Below are 16,748 nucleotides of genomic sequence, written 5' to 3'. Positions count from 1 at the left end.
CACCGCGCGCAGGTGGCGCGCGATGGCCGGCCCCGACACGCCGCCTACCCCTAACCGGTGCCACCGCCTAAACTTGCGGTTTACCTATTGCTGATGCGCGCATGTCCGAGACCCTAGCCACCAACGCCACCGCCCCGGCGGAGAAGAAAGACTTCATCCGCCAGATCGTCCGCGAGGATCTGGCCAGCGGCAAGCACACGGTCATCCGCACCCGCTTCCCGCCCGAGCCCAACGGCTATCTGCATATCGGCCACGCCAAGGCGATCTGCCTGGATTTCGGCCTGGCCGCCGAGTTCGGCGGGCTGTGCAATCTGCGCCTGGACGACACCAACCCGGCCAAGGAAGACCCCGAGTTCGTGGTCGCCATCCAGGACGACGTGCGCTGGCTGGGGTTCGAGTGGGCGCAGCTGCGCCACGCATCGGATTATTTCCAGGTGTATTACCTGGCCGCGGAAAAACTGATCCGCGACGGCCATGCCTTCGTCTGCGACCTGTCCGCCGAGCAGGTGCGCGAATACCGCGGCACGCTGACCGAGCCCGGCCGCAATTCGCCGTTCCGCGAGCGCAGCGTCGAGGAAAACCTGGACCTGTTCCGGCGCATGCGTGCCGGCGAATTCCCCGATGGCGCACGCACCCTGCGCGCCAGGATCGACATGGCCAGCGGCAACATCAACCTGCGCGACCCGGCGCTGTACCGCATCAAGCATGTCGAGCATCAGAACACCGGCAATGCGTGGCCGATCTACCCGATGTACGACTTCGCGCATTCGCTGGGCGATGCGGTGGAAGGCATCACCCATTCGCTGTGCACGCTGGAATTCGAAGACCACCGCCCGCTCTACGACTGGTGCGTGGACAAGGTGGACCTGGCCGCGCATCCGGAGCTGCTGCAGCCGCTGCTGGACAAGGGCCTGCCGCGCGAGGCCGCCAAGCCGCGCCAGATCGAGTTCTCGCGGCTGAACATCAACTACACGGTGATGAGCAAGCGCAAGCTCACCGCGCTGGTGGAAGAACAGCTGGTGGACGGCTGGGACGACCCGCGCATGTACACGCTGCAGGGCCTGCGCCGGCGCGGCTATACGCCGGCGGCGATGCGCCTGTTCGTGGACCGGGTGGGGATCAGCAAGCAGAACTCGCTGATCGATTTCTCGGTGCTGGAAGGCTGCCTGCGCGAGGATCTGGATGCGGCCGCGGCGCGCCGCATGGCCGTAGTCGACCCGCTCAAGCTGGTGTTGACCAATCTGCCGGAAGGCCACAGCGAGACGCTGAGCTTTTCCAACCATCCCAAGGACGAATCCTTCGGCACGCGCGAGGTGCCGTTCTCACGCGAGCTGTGGATCGAGCGCGAGGATTTTGCCGAAGTCCCGCCCAAGGGCTGGAAGCGCCTGGTGCCCGACGGCGAGATCCGCCTGCGCGGCGCAGGCATTGCGCGCGTGGACGAGGTGATCAAGAACGACGCAGGCGAGATCGTCGAGCTGCGTGGCTGGCTGGACCCGGAGTCGCGTCCGGGCATGGAAGGCGCCAACCGCAAGGTCAAGGGCACCATCCATTGGGTCAGCGCCGCGCATGCGGTGGAAGCGGAAATCCGCCTGTACGACCGCCTGTTCTCGGTGGAAAAGCCCGATGACGAGTCCGAGGGCAAGACCTACCGCGACCATCTCAACCCCGAGTCCAAGCGCAGCGTGCGCGGCTATGTGGAGCCGAGCGCGGCACAGGCCGCACCCGAGCAGTCGTTCCAGTTCGAGCGTACCGGCTACTTCGTTGCCGATCGCCGCGACCATAGCGCCGCCACGCCGGTGTTCAACCGCAGCGTGACCCTGCGCGACACCTGGGCCAAGTGAGTCAGACCGCGCCGGATGCCAGCCATCCGGCGCGGGAACGGCAGCAGGCAGCCGCAGCGAGGCCTGCGGCGATCGGCGCACCCATTGTGGTCATCACGCGTGATGCAGCCAGTGGGGACGGCGCCTCAGAGCGGTATCTTCTGAGTTGATGAACAAGCGCAATGGAGACTGCCTGCCGCACTTCGTTGCATGCTGCATGGCATGAAGGAGCAGCACGATGCGTGAGCGCTTGATGGTGGGTGTTGCCTGCGGCATCGGCGCAGGTGCGTTATGGGGACTGGTGTTTCTGGCGCCGCAGTTGCTGGCGGCGTTCACGCCGTTGCAACTGGCCGTTGCCCGTTACCTGTCGTATGGCGCGGTCGCAGCCCTGGTGCTGGCACCGCGCGCGCGCCAGACCGCTGCGCGGCTGGGGCGCGCCGAATGGTGGGCGCTGGTGCGTCTGAGCCTGTTGGGCAACCTGATCTATTACGTGCTGCTCGGCAGCGCGGTGCAGTGGGCCGGCAGTGCGGCGACCGCACTGATCATCGGCCTGCTGCCGGTGGTGGTCACCGTGATCGGCACGCGGGCCGCAGGCGCGGTGCAACTGCGACGCCTGGCCGCGCCCTGCGTGTTGTGCGTCATCGGCGTGGCGCTGGTCGCCCTGGACACCTTGCAACACGATGCCGCTCACCACGCCAGCGATCGCGCCACCCGCATCGCCGGCCTGCTGTGCGCAGTCGGTGCACTGGTGTCGTGGTCGGCCTATTCGATCGGCAATGCGCGCTGGCTGCGGCGGCGCCCGGACCTGTCCGGTGGCGATTGGTCGCTGCTGACCGGCGTGGTCACCGGCGCATTGGCGCTATTGCTGGCGCCGGCCGCACTGATCGGCAGCGCGCCACATGCGCCGATCGACTGGGCCAGTTTCTGGGGTATTTCGCTGTTGCTGGGCATCCTGGCCTCGGTGATCGGCAACGCCTTGTGGAACCGGGCCAGCCGGGTGCTGCCGCTGACTTTGGTTGGCCAGATGATCGTGTTCGAGACGGTCTTTGCGTTGCTGTACGGCTTTGCCTGGGAAATGCGCCTGCCCACGCCACTGGAGCTGGCCGCCATCGCCTGCCTGCTGGTCGGCGTGCTGTGGTGCGCAGCACTGCATGCGGAAGCGAAATGACGCCGGCACCTGATGCACGCAGCGGCCTAGATTGCAGGCTGTGTCCGCCAGCAACGCCGCCATGTGCCTCCCACAACCATGTCCACGCCCGCCTGCAAACACGCTGCGCAGCGCGGTGTTTTCGCTGTCGTTCGGCCTGGCGGCCTGCTCGCCGCAGCCACCCGTCTCGAACGCGGTGACCCCGGCCGAGGTGTTCTGCACGCTTCTTCCGGGCCGGCCAGATGACGATCTGCCCAGCGATCGCCGCGACGAAAGCATGCAGCAACTGGACCTTGCCACGCGCTGCCAGCGGGCGCTGCGCAGACAGCGTTGACTGCATTGAGGCTGCAGGCGTGTTGCGGTCGCACGCCGCGCCCCGGCCAGGGTCGTCAGCCGCAACGCGTGCAGGGCCTGGATCGCGGGGTTTTCCGTAGCTGATCCAGCGCGCGCCACATTCCGCGCATCCGGGGCTTACCATGGCCGCTCACCTGTCTGATCGGAGCGGCCGCATGTCCCGTCTTTTGTCCCGGTGTCTGAGCACGTTGTTGCTGCTGGCCTGTCTGGTGTCGACCGGCTGTGTGGCCGCACCGCCGGCCGATACCGCCGCGCCGCCTCCGGCGACCGGCTCGGCAAGTGGCCCGGCCACCGGCAAACCGGTCACCGTGACCACCACCTGCCGCACCGACGCCGATTGCACGGTGAAGAACGTGGGCAACTGCTGCGGCGCCTTCCCGGCCTGCGTCAACGTCAACAGTGCCACCGACCCCAAAGGCGTGATGGCGCAGTGCCAGGCCAGCGGCATGATGAGCGTGTGCGGCTTCCGCGAGATCAGTGCCTGCCAGTGCGTGGCCGGGCAATGTGCCGCAAAGGACGCCCAGGCCGATACACTGCGCCCCGCTCCCCCCTCTACAGAAATGGTCCACTGATGCTTTACGCGCAAGTCCACCTCACGCTGCCCGACTGGATCCACGCGCATGTCGACGACAGCCGCGCCTATCCCAGCGACGAGGACAAGGTGGCGCTGGCAATCGAACTGTCGCGGATGAATGTGCAAGAGCGCAGCGGCGGCCCGTTCGGTGCGATCGTGTTCGGCCCGGACCACCGCATCATCGCCGCGGCGGTGAACCGCGTGGTGCCGCAGACCACCTCGCTGGCGCATGCCGAAAACATGGCCTACATGCTCGCGCAGCAGCGCCTGCAGACGCCGCGCCTGAACGATGTGCTGTCGCCGGTAACGCTGGCCACCTCCGCGCAGCCGTGCTGCCAGTGCTACGGCGCCACGGTGTGGGCCGGCATCGACCGGCTGCTGATCGGCGCACGCGCCGAAGACGTGATGGCGCTGACCGAATTCGACGAAGGCCCGTTGCCTGCCGACTGGGTGGGCGAGCTCACCCGCCGCGGCATCGAGGTGGTGCGCGACGTGCATCGCGACCAGGCCTGCGCGGTACTGCGCAACTATGGCGAGGGCGGCGGTGACCATTACTGATCTGCCCCGCAGCGATCGCGCACGCCAGGCACTGCGATGAGCGGCCTGCTGTGTTACTGCCGCCAGGGCTTCGAGCCGGAGCTGGCCGCCGAGTTGAGCGCGCGCGCCGCATTCGTCGGCATCGCCGGCTATGCGCGTACCCAGCGCAACGACGGCTATGTGCTGTTCGTCTGCGATGAGGCCGCACAACTGGCTGCCAGGCTGCACTGGCGCGAGCTGATCTTCGCGCGGCAGAAGCTGGTGGTGATTGCCGAACTCAAGGGCATCGACCCCAAGGACCGCATCACGCCGATCCTGGCCGCACTGGAAGGCCAGCCGCGTTTCGGCGATCTGTGGGTGGAACACCCGGATTCGGACGCGGGCAAGCCGCTGGCAGGGCTGGCGCGCAGCTTCGGCAACGCCTTGCGTCCGGCCTTGCGCAAGGCCGGCCTGCTCACCGACAAGCCGCAGCCGCGCCTGGCACGGCTGCATATCTGTTTTCTCGATGGCGACCACGCCTTGCTGGCAGTGGCCGACAGTGCCGACAGCGCGCCCTGGCCTCTGGGCATTCCACGCTTGAAGCTGTTGCCGGAGGCGCCATCGCGCTCGGCGCTCAAGCTCGACGAAGCCCTGCTCACCCTGCTCGCACCGGACGAACGCGAAGCGCTGGTCAAACCCGGCATGCGCGCCGCCGACCTGGGCGCGGCCCCCGGCGGCTGGACCTGGGTGCTCACCCGCCAGCATGTGCATGTCACCAGCGTCGACAACGGCCCGCTACGCGAGCATGTGCTGGAGACCGGCCTGGTCGAGCATCTGCGTGCCGACGGCTTTCATTGGAAGCCTGCGCAGGCACTGGACTGGATGGTCTGCGACATGGTCGAGCAACCGCGCCGCGTGGCCGAACGCATGGCCACCTGGATCCGCGAAGGCTGGTGCCGCAACACCATCTTCAACCTCAAGCTGCCGATGAAAAAGCGCTGGGACGAAACCCGCCTGTGCCTGGACCTGTTCGAGCAGCAGGCCGAGAAATCGCTGATCGTGCGTGCCAAGCAGCTGTATCACGATCGTGAGGAGATCACGGTGTTGGCGATGCGGGGTTGAGAGCGGGGAATCGGGATTGGGGAATCGTAAGAGCTGGGATTCGGGAATCGGGAATCGGGAATCGTAAAAGCGCGGATTGGTGGCGTTGTTATTGCGGTGGGTGCTGGCGGGTATCGCGGGAGCTGGTGTGGTGATTCACCTGCGCCAGTCGCACTGATGGCAATCTGGCGTGATTGCTGGGTAGCCGCTTTTTGGTAGTCGACTGCACGGCCCTTGGGGACTTCATCGTGGCAGGCTGGTGCGCGCCAGCCTGCCCGTTTCGCTTCGGCGGGCAGCTCCGTCGATTGACGGAGCTTAGGCGCGATCAGAGCACGATTCGCTTGCTGCCCTCGCGGGCAGAGCGGTAGATCGCATCGACGATGCGGATGTCGCGCAGGCCTTCTTCGCCGGGCGCGCGCAGCGGGGTGCCGTTGATGATCGCCAGCGCGTCCTCGTCCATCTGCAGTGCCTGCTGGTGCGGCACCTTGGCGTCGAACACGCGCCCGTCGCTGGCCTTGCCGGTCACGCCCTGGTAGCTCTGGAACGGCGACAACTCGTACCAGCCGCGTTCGCATTCGGCACGCAGCACGTTCATGTTGTTGCCGAAGCTGGTCTTGCACTCGGCACGCACCGCGTTCGGGAATTCCAGGGTGAAGTCCATATGCTCGTCGACTTCGTCGAACAGCTCGGGGCGATCGGTCCAGCGCTTGGCAGTCACGGCCAATGGCTCGCTGCCCACCGTGTAGCGCGCGGCGTTGAGCGGGTACACGCCCATGTCGTACATCGCCCCGCCGCCGAACTGGGAGCGCAAGCGCCACGGACGATCGGCCTTGGTCGCATCGTGATAGCCGTTGTACCCGGCCTCGGCGCGCACACGCTGCATCGCGCCGAACGGTTTTTCGCTGGCCATCGCGATCAGGCGACGCGTGTTGGGTTCGTGCTGCATGCGGTAACCGATCGTCAGCGCCACCTTGTTGCGCTTGCACGCCGCGATCATCGCCTCGCATTCGCCGGCATGCATCGCCATCGGCTTTTCGCACCAGACGTGCTTGCCGGCCGCCGCCGCCCGCAGCGTCAGCGGCGCATGCAGATGGGTCGGCGTGACGATGTACACCACGTCGATGTCGTCGTTGTCGGCGATCCGGTCGAAGTTCTCGTAGTTGTAGACGTTGCGGTCGGCGATGCCGTACTTGGCCTGCCACTGCGGAATCTTCGCGGGCGTGCCGGTGACGATGCCGGCCAGCCTGCAATGCTTGGTCAATGCCAGGCCCGGCGCGAGCTGTTCGCTGGCATAACTACCCAGGCCGGCCAACGCCACGTTGAGCGGCTTGCCCGGCTTTTTCTTCGGCAATGCCCAGCCGGGCGCAGCAAGCAGGATGCCTGCACTGCCGAACGCGGCGAGCAAACGGCGACGTGTGATCGATTCCACGGACATGCAAACCTCCTTGGCAAGATTGAGAGCGGCTGACACCATCGCATGCGGTCGTCAGCGACGACGACACACTCGCACGGAGTGTCAGTAGGTACATGCCGCAGCGCGCCCACTCACACTGCCCGCAGATGGGCGCAGTGCTGCTGTTGGTCGCTCGTCGGCCAATGCTGCCCGGGCACCTTACTTGATCGTGCGTGATCACCGCCATGGCCGCTGCGCACGTTCTGGCACACTGGCAACGATCCCATCTGGAGCATGCCGCATGACCGCTGTCGTCCGCCGCCGTTTCCTGCCATTGGCGTTGCTGTTGTCCAGCTCGCTGGCGATCGCTGCCGATGCGCCCTTCGTCGCGCGCGACCTGATCGGCGACGGCACCTTCACCCACAATGCCGAAGGTCCTGCCGCCGGACCGGATGGCGCGCTCTATGCGGTGAATCTGGGCAAGGACGGCACCATCGCGCGCATTGCCCTGCACGCCGATGGCAGCGCCAAGGCAGAGGTCTTCGTGACCCTGCCCGAGGGCAGTACCGGCAATGGCATCCGCTTCCGCGACGGGACGATGTACGTGGCCGACTTCACCGGCCACAAGATCCTGCAGGTGAACCTGCAGACGCGTGCGGTCAGCACCTTCGCCTCGCTGCCCGACGCCGACGGCCCCAACGATCTGGCGATCGCGCCCGATGGCAGCTTCTATGCAAGCGACCCGAACTGGAAGGACAACAGCGGCCGCCTGTGGCACATCAGCCGCGAGGGCGTCGTCGCGTTGATGGAATCGGGCATGACCACTCCCAACGGGCTGGACGTCAGCCCCGACGGCAAGCATCTCTACGTCAACGAAAGCATGTCGCGCAAGGTATGGGTATACGACCGCGTCGACGGCGGCCTGCGCAACAAGCGCCTGCTGATCAGCTTCCCGGACTTCGGCATGGATGGCATGCGTTGCGATGCCGACGGCAACCTCTATATCGCCCGCTACGATGCCGGGCAGATCGCGGTGGTCTCGCCGCAGGGCAAGTTGCTGCGCACGGTCGCGTTGAAAGGCCGCAAGGCCAGCAACGTCGCGTTCGGCGGCACCGATGGCAAACAGGTGTTCGTCACCTTGCAGGATCGTGGCGCAGTTGAAACGTTCAGGTCCGATCGTCCGGGCCGCGAAACCGGACGCTGAAACTGCTGCGCGCGTCGCAACGGTTCTCAGGTCGCGCAACAGCGTCCTGGCATCCTGCAGGTCACCCGTGGAGGACTCCCCATGCAACCGATCGAACTCAAGGACGCGGCGGCCTTCGGCAACGAATTCCTGCGCCTGACCCTGCTGCAGGGATTCCAATCGCTGACCAAGCGCGATCTGGAATTGCTGATCTTCGTGCTGCTCGAACGCGACGGCGCCATCTCGCGCAACAGCTCCAACGCGATGGTCGCGCTGCAGCTGCGGGTGACCTCGGCCAAGGTCAAGGCGCTGCGTCGTGACGGCTATGCGCGCTGGCGCTCGCTGGTACCCGAGGAAGGCGACGCTGCAATGCAGCGCATCGTCGCCAACGTGCTCACCGAAGACAACCTGCGCTCCGGTGCCAAGCACGTCAGCGAGCGTAGCCGCAAGGAAGGCTTTCTGGCGGTACGCATCGAGCACCCGGACGATGCGCAGCAATTCGAACAGGCCATCCTGGATGTGGGTGCCTTGCCGGTGTACGAGCGCAATCGCGAAGTGGTCGCGGTACGCTTCGACACGCTGCTGAAAGTCGCCGAGCGCTGGGGCTATCTGCAACCGGATCCGCAGGCCACCGTGCGCGAACTGCAAAAGCTCACGCCCACCGCCGAAGAAGTGGCGGACCTGTTGAAGAAGGATATCGCGCAGGTGCGTTGGGAAGACGTACGGCGCGCGCTCAACAGCCTGGGCGCCAAGGCCGTGGCCAGCACTGCCGAGGGCGGTCTGAAGGGCTTGTTGAAAATCGTGTTTCCATTCATCCCCGGCTGAGCCGCTGTCCTGGATGCGGCGTGCGACGGTGCGCTGCGGCCATGGGTTCCGGTTGCCGATGCCGCATCGCGCACGCTGCACTGCCGTCAGCCCGAGCGCACGTTGCACACCTCAGGACGCCCGACAGCCTCTATGCTTGCGGGCTGTTCCACATCAGGGGGATCTGATGACCACCGTTCGTACCGTTTCGTTTTCCGTATTGCTGTTGCTTGGCGGCCACGCGCTCGCGCAACAGGCGCCAACGCCGGCCAGCAGCATGCCGCTGATCGATGTGCCCAATGTGATTCGCACCCAGCCGCTGTCCAGCGGTGAGGTCACCCATCAGGCCCAGCTGGAGCGCCCGCGCGGCGAGTCCAGCGTGATCGTGCGCTCGATCCAGCCCAACAGCGTGGTCGGCAGCTACCGCATCGACTTCCAGGCCATGGATACCGATGGCGACGGCAGCATCAGCCGCGCCGAGGCACAGGCCAACCCGGCACTGGCCGATGAATTCGACGCGCTCGACACCCAGCACAGCGGCCACCTGAGCCGCGAACAGCTGGCCGGCTGGCTGATCCAGTAAGGCATTCGGCAGCATCGCAAACAGGGCCGCGCGCGTCCGCGCTACGCAGGCGCGCACGGCCCTTCGTTTATGACCGCCACAACCTCTTGCAGTGCCCGCTTCGGTCGGCTAGATTGTATTTAACGGATACAATTTGGATGGATCGATGAGCGCTCGCCTGGCCCTTGCCGCAGACCTTGGCTATCAATTGCAACTGGCGACCCTGGCCTCCAGCCACGCCGCGCGCCAGGAACTGGCCGAACTGCACCTGACCCCGGCGCGCGTCACCGCCTTGATCCATATCCGCGACCAGCCCGGCTGCGACCAGACCGAACTGGGCAACCGCCTGCTGGTCAATCGCGCTGCCGGTATGAAGATCGCCAACGCACTGGCCGAGCAGGGCCTGATCGAGCGCCTGGCCGGCCGCGACCGACGCAGCAAGGGCCTGTACCTCACCCCGCTTGGCGAGCGCACGCTCGGCACCGCGCAGGGCTGCCTGGCGCGGGCGGTCGCGCGCACCTGCACCGGCCTGCAGGCCAGCGAGCAGCAGACCTTGCTGCGCCTACTCTGCAAGTTGAACGCCAGCGCCACGTTGGAACGGGCAAACGTGCCGGACGCCGCGCTCGCCGAAGAACTGTGACTTCCACTCTGTACCGACTCGAAGGAGACGCCGCTTGAACGAGCATGACGTGGTATCGGTCCGCATCGAAAACCGCATTGCCTGGGTGAAGTTCGCACGCCCCGACAAACGCAATGCGATGAGCCCGGCGCTCAACCGCCGCATGATGGACGTGCTGGACGAGCTGGAATTCGACGACAACGTCGGCGTGCTGGTGCTCGGTGGCGAAGGCACCGCCTGGTCGGCCGGCATGGACCTGAAGGAATATTTCCGCGAGACCGAGGCCCAGGGCCTGCGCGGCGTGCGTCGCTCGCAGCGCGAATCCTATGGCTGGTTCCGCCGCCTGCGCTGGTACCAGAAACCCACCATCGCGATGGTCAACGGCTGGTGTTTCGGTGGCGGCTTCGGGCCGTTGTTCGCCTGCGATCTGGCGATCGCCGCCGACGAGGCGCAGTTCGGCCTGTCGGAAATCAACTGGGGCATCCTGCCCGGTGGCGGCGTCACCAAGGTCGCGGTGGAACTGCTGTCCATGCGCGATGCGATGTGGATGACGCTGACCGGCGAGATGGTCGACGGCAAGAAGGCCGCCGAATGGCGCCTGGTCAACGAAAGCGTGCCGCTGGAACGGCTGGAAGCGCGCACGCGCGAGGTGGCCGAGCTGCTGCTCAGGAAGAACCCGGTCGCGCTGAAGTACGCAAAAGATGCGGTGCGCCGGGTCGGCACCATGACCTACGACGAAGCCGAAGATTACCTGGTGCGCATGCAGGAAGCGGCCAATTCGTTCGACAACAACGCCCGCAAGGAAGGCATCCGTCAGTTCATCGACGAGAAAAGCTACAAGCCTGGCCTGGGCGAATACGACCTGACCAAAAACAGCGCCTGAGCACGTCCTACGGCGCCTGAAGCGATGCGCGCAGCACGCGCATCGCTGGCGCTGCCAGTGGTTTTCTGCACCGAGGAGGGAGTATGGAAGCCTTGTCCGCAACCCTGCGCGGGATCGCCGCGCGTGGGCCGTTGGGCCTGTTCATCGACGGCCAATGGCGCGCAAGCAGCGGCGATCGCGACGTCGATGTGATTGCCCCGCACACCGAACAACGCCTGCTGCGCTACACCGAGCCCTCGCCGGCGGACACCGAGGCGGCCATCGCCGCCGCGCGTGCCGCGTTCGACAGCGGCCCCTGGCCGCAGCTATCGCCGCAAGAGCGTGGCGTCGTGCTCAAGCGCGTGGCCGCACGGTTGCGTGCGCGCCTGCCGGAGCTGGCCGAAGCCTGGACCGGGCAGGTCGGCGCCACCATCGGCTTCAGTCGCCGCGCCTCGCAGCAGGCACCCGGCCTGTTCGACTATTACGGCGACCTGATCGCAACCCACCCATTCGTGGAGCCGCGTGCACGTGCCAACGGCGGCCGCGTGCATATCGTGCAGGAGCCGGTAGGCGTGGTCGCCACGATCACTCCCTGGAACGCACCGCTGGTGCTGCTCTGCTACAAGGTCGCTGCGGCCCTGGCGGCCGGTTGCACGGTGGTGGCCAAACCCTCACCGGAAACGCCGATCGACGCCTACATCCTGGCCGAATGCATCAGCGCCGCCGGCGTGCCCGATGGCGTGTTCAATCTGCTGCCGGGCGGTCGCGAGGTCGGCGAACAGCTGATCCGCCATCCGCAGGTGGACAAGGTGAGTTTCACCGGCTCCACCCAGGCGGGGCGGCTGATCGGGGTGGCCTGCGCCGAGCGCCTGGCGCGGGTCGGGCTGGAGCTGGGCGGCAAGTCGGCCGCGATCGTGCTGGACGATGCAGACATCGCCAAGCTGCTGCCCAGCCTGGTGCCCTACTCGATGCCGATCACCGGCCAGGTGTGCTTCGCGCTCACCCGGGTGCTGGTGCCGGCGCAGCGACGCGACCAGATCCTGCAGGCGTACTGCGCGGCCGTTGGCGCGCTCAAGCTGGGCGACCCGTTCGCAGCCGAGACCGGCATGGGCCCGTTGGCGCTTGGCCGCCAGCTCGAGCGCGTGCAGTCCTACATCGCACAAGGCAGCGCCGAGGGCGCGCGCCTGGTCATGGGCGGCGGCCGCCCGACGCATCTGCCGCGCGGCTTCTTCATCGAGCCGACGGTGTTTGCCGGGGTGACGCCGGACATGACCATCGCCCGCGAAGAGATCTTCGGCCCGGTGGTGAGCTTCATCGATTACCACGACGAGGCCGACCTGATCGCCAAGGTCAATGCCAGCGACTTCGGCCTGCACGGCACGGTCTACAGCGAGGACCCCGATCGCGCCTACCGCATCGCCCGCCGCGTGCGCAGTGGCAGTCATTCGATCAATGGCATGTGGGTGGACTTCGACATGCCGTTCGGCGGGGTCAAGCACTCCGGGATCGGCCGCGAAGGCGGCATCGAAGGGCTGCACGCCTTCCTCGAAACCAAGACCATCTATCTCAATTAGGCCCTTCAGCCCACCGACCGCGCAATCACCAGAGCGCGGTCGCAACGCGATGCGACAGGCACTGCCTTGCCCATCGGTTCCTGCGGTGTGTCCGCACTTTCTGGTGAACGTTCGCCAGGTGTTTTCGCACACGCGTCAACCTTCAGCCGCAGCCGTCGCACTCACGCCAGTCACTCCCCCAATCTGCATTCGGAAGACAGCGCCATGACCATGCCGACCGACTCGATCTCCTTCCACGCCCGCCTTACCCCACACCGGCTTGCCGCCCGCGACCTGCTGCAGGACCGGCAATGGACGTACGCAGAACTGGATGTCTTGATCGGCCGTCTGGCCGCCTTGCTGCAGGCGCGCGGCTGCATCGATGGCGAACGGCTCGCCGTGCTGGCGCGCAATTCGGTCTGGCAGGTGGCGCTGCATTTCGCCTGTGGACGCGTCGGCGCGATTTACGTGCCGCTGAACTGGCGGCTGAGCACGGCCGAACTGGATGCATTGCTGCAGCGCGCCGAGCCACGCCTGTTGTTGGGCGACGACGTTGCGGCAGGGCGCGCCGATGTCGCCTCGCTGGCCGACTTCGTCGATGCGGCGAACACGCTCGAACCGGCGGACACCGGGTCGATTCCACCCGAACGCATCAGCCTGATCCTGTTCACCTCCGGCACCTCCGGCCAGCCCAAAGGCGTGATGCTGAGCGAGCAGAACCTGCAGCAGGTGGCGCACAACTTCGGCGTCACCACGCGCGTGGATGCCGGTAGCAGTTTCCTGTGCGAAGCGCCGATGTTCCACATCATCGGCCTGGCCACCAACGTGCGCCCGGTGCTGGCGGTGGGCGGCTCGATCCAGGTCTCCAATGGCTTCGAGCCCAGGCGCACGCTGGGCTGGCTGAGCGACCAGTCGCTGGGCATCACCCATTACGTCGGCGTGCCGCAGATGATGCAGGCCTTCCGCAGCCAGCCCGGTTTCGACGCGGCGTCGCTGCGGCATCTCACCGCGCTGGTCAGCGGCGGCGCGCCGCATGCCAGCGATGACCTGCTCGGCTGGCTGGACGACGGTGTGCCGATGGTCAGCGGCTTCGGCATGAGCGAGGCCGGCACGGTGTTCGGCATGTCGGTGGACTGCGCGGTGATCCGCGACAAGCTGGGCGCGGTCGGCATTTCGACCCCTGCAGTGCAGACGCGCGTGGTCGATGGCGATGGCAACGACTGCCCGGTCGGCATGCCCGGCGAGCTGTTGTTGCGCGGCCCCAACCTCAGCCCCGGCTACTGGCGCGACCCGCAGGCAAGCGCCGCTGCGCTCGACGAGCACGGCTGGTTCCGCACCGGCGACATCGTGCGGCGCGATGCCGACGGGTTCTTCTGGATCGTCGATCGCAAGAAGGACATGTTCATTTCCGGCGGCGAGAACGTGTACCCGGCCGAGATCGAAGCGCTGCTTGCCGATCACCCGCAGGTGCGCGAATGCGCAGTGGTGGGGATCGCCGACCCCCAATGGGGAGAGGTGGGCTACCTGGCGATCGTGCCGGCCGACGAGACGCCGGATCTGGAGCAGATCCGCGCCTATCTGATCGAACGGCTGGCCAAATACAAGGTGCCCAAACACCTGCGCGTGGTCGAGGCGCTGCCGCGCACCGCGACCGGCAAGCTGCAGAAGGCGCGCCTGAAAGATGCGCTGGCCACCCAGACGTGATGCGCCCGGATGTGGATTGCGCCGCGAGCAGCCGGCAGTGATCCGCAGGCTGCTGCCCCGCCACACCAGCGACATGGCAGCGACCGATGCCAGACAGCACAACGGGCAGCCTGAGCTGCCCGTTGCATGCATGCCGCACTCCAGCGCCATCGCGACATGGCAGCGGCTTACGCCGCGCATGCCGCGCTCAATCGATCACGCGGACTCGCCCAGCAACAGGTTGTCCTCGCTGATCTGGTCGTCCACCCACACCGCCCCCTGCTCGGCCATGACCGCCAACTGGTGTTCCAGTTCGCGCATCAACAGGCGCACGCCGGGCTTGTGGATGGCACTGCCATCGCGATAGATCACCCCGCCTGCGCGCGCCTGCGACGGCTGCTGCAGCTGGAAGGCGCGCAGCTCGCCGCGTGCGATATCCCCGGCCACCATCATGCTCGGCATCACCGCGATGCTGTCGGTGCCGAGCAGGATCTCGCGGGTGAAGCTGGCCGAACTGGAACGCAGCTGATCGCGCGTGGCCAGCCCATGCTCGCGCATCACCTGCGCCACGTCGCGCTCGACATGCTGGCTCAGCGTCGGCAGCACCTGGCGATACGCAGCGGCTTCGGCGATGCGCACCTGGCCGTTGGCAAACAGGGGGTGATCGCTGCGCGCCACCAGCGCGATCGGATCCTGGTACAGCACCTTGCGGATCAACGCGTCGTAGCGGGCCAGCGGATACAGCCGACCCACCACCAGGTCGATCTCGTTACCGGCCAGCTTGGGCAGCAGCTCGTCGGTGCGTCCGTGCAGCAGGCGTACCCGCAGCGTGGGTTCGGCGCGATACAAGGCGGCCAGCACGGCCGGCAACAGGCCGCTAGCGGCGACCGGCAACGCACCCACGGTGATGGTAAGCGCGTCGTCCTGCAACAGCCCTTCGAAGGTGTCCTGCGCGCGGCGCAACTGGCCGAGCACGACATGCGCGGTCTGTACCAGCACCTCGCCCATCGCATTGGGGCGCACGCCGCGCGAATGGCGCTCGAACAGCGGCGCGCCGACGATCTCTTCGATCTCCTGCAGGGCACGCGTCAATGCGGGCTGGGTGACGTTCAAGACGCGTGAGGCGCGGAGCAGGCTTTTCTGCCGGTCCAGCGCCTCGATGACACGTAGATGCCGGACCTTGATGCGGTGTTCGAAGAACACGGAGGACATGGTCATGGGGGTAGACCTTACGTTGGGAAGTCGGGGAATGCGGCGGGACGGCACCAGGCCGCCGCCTGCAGCTCAGCGTGCATCGGGTACACGCCGGGTCTGCATGAAATCTTCGAAGGATTCGCCACGCATGATGGCGTAGACCTGCAGATTGGTCATGCGCACCACGCGGGCAAATTTTTCGATGACGAAGAAGTTGGCGCCGTACTGCACCAGCCCGAGCCAGTCGCGTGCACGGATCAGCGCCTTTTCATGCTCGGTGAGGCCGGCTTCCTGCATCAGGGTTTCGGAATCTTCAAGAAAGCGATCGCGCCATGGGGCGCGGATCATATGCCAGAAAAATCGGTTGAGGCGCAACGCGCGGTTGCTGGTGCGCAGATCGAACAGGTAAGTGCCGCCGATCTGCTCCATGCCCTGTACTTGCGGATTCATCGGCCGGCCCTCATGCAGCATTCGCGGTAGACGTGGCGTGCGCGAGCAACTGCGCCGAAGACGGCGCGTCAGCGGCTTCGACGCCCGGCTCGTACAACACTACCGTCATCGCGGTGGTGGTCATCAGGTAGTAGTTCTGATGCAGCTTGCGGATCGGCCCGCCCAGCGCGCCACGCATCGCCAGCCACATGATCTGCTCCACGCTCTCGGCGCCACCCAGGCGCACGTAATCGGTGTGGGTGAGATCGGTCAGCGTTTCCGGCGCATGCTGGAAGCGGTCCAGAAATTCCATGTCCCAGTCGGTGTTGTTGAAACCGGTGCGCTCGCCGTGGATCTGATGCGACAGCCCGCCGGTGCCCACTACCACCACCCTGAGATCCTCCGGATAGGATTCGATCGCCCGCCGCACCGCCTGGCCCAGGCGGTAGCAGCGGCGCGCGGTCGGCAGCGGGTACTGCAGCACGTTGATCGCGATCGGCACCACCGTGCCCGGCCAGTCCGGCACGTGCGGCCACAGCAACGGCAGCGGCGCCGCGCAGCCATGGTCGATCGGCTTGTCCTGAAAAACAGTCAGATCGAACTCGTCGTTGACCAGACATTCGGCGATATGCGCCTGCAATTGCACATCGCCGCGGATCGGCGGCAGGTTGCGCAGCCCTGCGCCTTCGTCGGCCACCGGGAAGCGCTCGCCGATGCCCAGGGCGAAGGTCGGATACAGGTCGAAGAAGAACGTCGTGCAATGGTCGTTGTAGAAGAACACCAGCACGTCTGCCTGCTGCTCGGCCAACCAGGCAGCCACCGGCGTGTAGCCGTCGAACAACGGCTTCCACAATGGATCCTGCTGTTTGCCCTTGTCGTAGGCCACCCCGATGGTGGGAACGTGCGAGGTTCCGATGCCGCCGATGATGCTTGCCATGCTGCACTCCTGCGATG

At 66.4% G+C, this 16,748-nt stretch carries 17 protein-coding genes; 13 read left to right on the top strand and 4 right to left on the bottom strand.

What is annotated here, in order from left to right; genetic code table 11:
* Positions 1-101 precede the first annotated feature (101 nt).
* The 6 genes from AC06DU_RS04435 (at position 102) to rlmM (ending at position 5,533) form a co-directional block, all read left to right on the top strand.
* Entirely contained in the window at positions 102-1,841 is a 1,740-nt protein-coding gene (locus AC06DU_RS04435; protein WP_478203678.1) for a glutamine--tRNA ligase/YqeY domain fusion protein, read from the top strand.
* 217 nt (positions 1,842-2,058) lie between these two features.
* On the top strand, positions 2,059-2,988 hold the full coding sequence (locus tag AC06DU_RS04430) for a DMT family transporter (protein ID WP_104623370.1): 930 nt from the start codon (positions 2,059-2,061) through the stop codon (positions 2,986-2,988).
* A 40-nt stretch (positions 2,989-3,028) separates the two neighbouring features.
* Complete coding sequence (locus AC06DU_RS04425; protein ID WP_144422643.1) at positions 3,029-3,301, top strand: hypothetical protein; 273 nt, start codon at positions 3,029-3,031, stop codon at positions 3,299-3,301.
* 175 nt (positions 3,302-3,476) lie between these two features.
* Positions 3,477-3,893 (top strand): hypothetical protein, encoded by a 417-nt coding sequence (locus AC06DU_RS04420; RefSeq protein ID WP_054591355.1) that lies wholly within the window; start codon positions 3,477-3,479, stop codon positions 3,891-3,893.
* A complete protein-coding gene (locus AC06DU_RS04415; protein ID WP_065032014.1) occupies positions 3,893-4,453 on the top strand; it encodes a nucleoside deaminase in 561 nt (186 codons plus the stop codon). Before AC06DU_RS04420 ends, AC06DU_RS04415 begins: the two co-directional genes overlap by 1 nt.
* Positions 4,454-4,489: 36 nt before the next feature.
* Positions 4,490-5,533 carry a 23S rRNA (cytidine(2498)-2'-O)-methyltransferase RlmM gene (gene rlmM, locus AC06DU_RS04410; RefSeq protein WP_054591356.1) on the top strand — a complete coding sequence of 348 codons (1,044 nt, stop codon included), beginning with the start codon at positions 4,490-4,492 and terminating at the stop codon, positions 5,531-5,533.
* A 304-nt stretch (positions 5,534-5,837) separates the two neighbouring features.
* Here the strand turns inward: rlmM and AC06DU_RS04405 are convergent, their stop codons facing one another.
* Positions 5,838-6,947 carry a Gfo/Idh/MocA family protein gene (locus AC06DU_RS04405; RefSeq protein WP_046345768.1) on the bottom strand — a complete coding sequence of 370 codons (1,110 nt, stop codon included), beginning with the start codon at positions 6,945-6,947 and terminating at the stop codon, positions 5,838-5,840.
* A 259-nt stretch (positions 6,948-7,206) separates the two neighbouring features.
* Here AC06DU_RS04405 and AC06DU_RS04400 point away from each other — a divergent pair, with 259 nt between their 5' ends.
* The 7 genes from AC06DU_RS04400 (at position 7,207) to AC06DU_RS04370 (ending at position 14,192) form a co-directional block, all read left to right on the top strand.
* Complete coding sequence (locus AC06DU_RS04400; protein ID WP_478203677.1) at positions 7,207-8,109, top strand: SMP-30/gluconolactonase/LRE family protein; 903 nt, start codon at positions 7,207-7,209, stop codon at positions 8,107-8,109.
* Positions 8,110-8,190: 81 nt separating this feature from the next.
* Positions 8,191-8,913 (top strand): hypothetical protein, encoded by a 723-nt coding sequence (locus tag AC06DU_RS04395; RefSeq protein ID WP_016900745.1) that lies wholly within the window; start codon positions 8,191-8,193, stop codon positions 8,911-8,913.
* A 166-nt stretch (positions 8,914-9,079) separates the two neighbouring features.
* Positions 9,080-9,475, top strand: a complete 396-nt coding sequence (locus AC06DU_RS04390) for an EF-hand domain-containing protein (RefSeq protein ID WP_039530569.1) — start codon at positions 9,080-9,082, stop codon at positions 9,473-9,475.
* 145 nt (positions 9,476-9,620) lie between these two features.
* Positions 9,621-10,094 carry a MarR family winged helix-turn-helix transcriptional regulator gene (locus AC06DU_RS04385; RefSeq protein ID WP_024938266.1) on the top strand — a complete coding sequence of 158 codons (474 nt, stop codon included), beginning with the start codon at positions 9,621-9,623 and terminating at the stop codon, positions 10,092-10,094.
* 34 nt (positions 10,095-10,128) lie between these two features.
* The gene (locus AC06DU_RS04380; protein ID WP_046345766.1) at positions 10,129-10,956 is read left to right on the top strand and encodes a p-hydroxycinnamoyl CoA hydratase/lyase; all 828 of its coding nucleotides are present in this window, start codon (positions 10,129-10,131) and stop codon (positions 10,954-10,956) included.
* 83 nt (positions 10,957-11,039) lie between these two features.
* The gene (locus AC06DU_RS04375) at positions 11,040-12,509 is read left to right on the top strand and encodes an aldehyde dehydrogenase (RefSeq protein ID WP_478203676.1); all 1,470 of its coding nucleotides are present in this window, start codon (positions 11,040-11,042) and stop codon (positions 12,507-12,509) included.
* A gap of 204 nt (positions 12,510-12,713) precedes the next feature.
* A complete protein-coding gene (locus AC06DU_RS04370; RefSeq protein ID WP_478203674.1) occupies positions 12,714-14,192 on the top strand; it encodes an AMP-binding protein in 1,479 nt (492 codons plus the stop codon).
* Positions 14,193-14,387: 195 nt separating this feature from the next.
* Here AC06DU_RS04370 and AC06DU_RS04365 read toward each other — a convergent pair whose 3' ends face one another.
* The 3 genes from AC06DU_RS04365 to AC06DU_RS04355 form a co-directional block, all read right to left on the bottom strand.
* Positions 14,388-15,389 carry a LysR substrate-binding domain-containing protein gene (locus tag AC06DU_RS04365; RefSeq protein WP_016900751.1) on the bottom strand — a complete coding sequence of 334 codons (1,002 nt, stop codon included), beginning with the start codon at positions 15,387-15,389 and terminating at the stop codon, positions 14,388-14,390.
* 66 nt (positions 15,390-15,455) lie between these two features.
* Entirely contained in the window at positions 15,456-15,815 is a 360-nt protein-coding gene (locus tag AC06DU_RS04360) for a protocatechuate 3,4-dioxygenase (RefSeq protein ID WP_065032019.1), read from the bottom strand.
* A 10-nt stretch (positions 15,816-15,825) separates the two neighbouring features.
* Positions 15,826-16,731, bottom strand: a complete 906-nt coding sequence (locus AC06DU_RS04355; protein WP_024938270.1) for a gallate dioxygenase — start codon at positions 16,729-16,731, stop codon at positions 15,826-15,828.
* Positions 16,732-16,748 lie beyond the last annotated feature (17 nt).

The sequence above is a fragment of the Xanthomonas sp. NCPPB 3200 genome (assembly GCF_056393585.1).
The sequence above is the reverse complement of the archived record's forward strand: the minus strand, read 5'-3'. Positions and strand labels throughout refer to the sequence as shown.

Excerpts from the sequence above, each read along its gene's own strand:
- AC06DU_RS04435 (WP_478203678.1), top strand. The coding sequence starts at position 102 with ATGTCCGAGACCCTAGCCACCAACGCCACCGCCCCGGCGGAGAAGAAA.
- AC06DU_RS04430 (WP_104623370.1), top strand. The coding sequence starts at position 2,059 with ATGCGTGAGCGCTTGATGGTGGGTGTTGCCTGCGGCATCGGCGCAGGT.
- AC06DU_RS04420 (WP_054591355.1), top strand. The coding sequence starts at position 3,477 with ATGTCCCGTCTTTTGTCCCGGTGTCTGAGCACGTTGTTGCTGCTGGCC.
- AC06DU_RS04415 (WP_065032014.1), top strand. The coding sequence starts at position 3,893 with ATGCTTTACGCGCAAGTCCACCTCACGCTGCCCGACTGGATCCACGCG.
- rlmM (WP_054591356.1), top strand. The coding sequence starts at position 4,490 with ATGAGCGGCCTGCTGTGTTACTGCCGCCAGGGCTTCGAGCCGGAGCTG.
- AC06DU_RS04405 (WP_046345768.1), bottom strand. The coding sequence starts at position 6,947 with ATGTCCGTGGAATCGATCACACGTCGCCGTTTGCTCGCCGCGTTCGGC.
- AC06DU_RS04400 (WP_478203677.1), top strand. The coding sequence starts at position 7,207 with ATGACCGCTGTCGTCCGCCGCCGTTTCCTGCCATTGGCGTTGCTGTTG.
- AC06DU_RS04395 (WP_016900745.1), top strand. The coding sequence starts at position 8,191 with ATGCAACCGATCGAACTCAAGGACGCGGCGGCCTTCGGCAACGAATTC.
- AC06DU_RS04390 (WP_039530569.1), top strand. The coding sequence starts at position 9,080 with ATGACCACCGTTCGTACCGTTTCGTTTTCCGTATTGCTGTTGCTTGGC.
- AC06DU_RS04385 (WP_024938266.1), top strand. The coding sequence starts at position 9,621 with ATGAGCGCTCGCCTGGCCCTTGCCGCAGACCTTGGCTATCAATTGCAA.
- AC06DU_RS04375 (WP_478203676.1), top strand. The coding sequence starts at position 11,040 with ATGGAAGCCTTGTCCGCAACCCTGCGCGGGATCGCCGCGCGTGGGCCG.
- AC06DU_RS04370 (WP_478203674.1), top strand. The coding sequence starts at position 12,714 with ATGACCATGCCGACCGACTCGATCTCCTTCCACGCCCGCCTTACCCCA.
- AC06DU_RS04365 (WP_016900751.1), bottom strand. The coding sequence starts at position 15,389 with ATGACCATGTCCTCCGTGTTCTTCGAACACCGCATCAAGGTCCGGCAT.
- AC06DU_RS04360 (WP_065032019.1), bottom strand. The coding sequence starts at position 15,815 with ATGAATCCGCAAGTACAGGGCATGGAGCAGATCGGCGGCACTTACCTG.
- AC06DU_RS04355 (WP_024938270.1), bottom strand. The coding sequence starts at position 16,731 with ATGGCAAGCATCATCGGCGGCATCGGAACCTCGCACGTTCCCACCATC.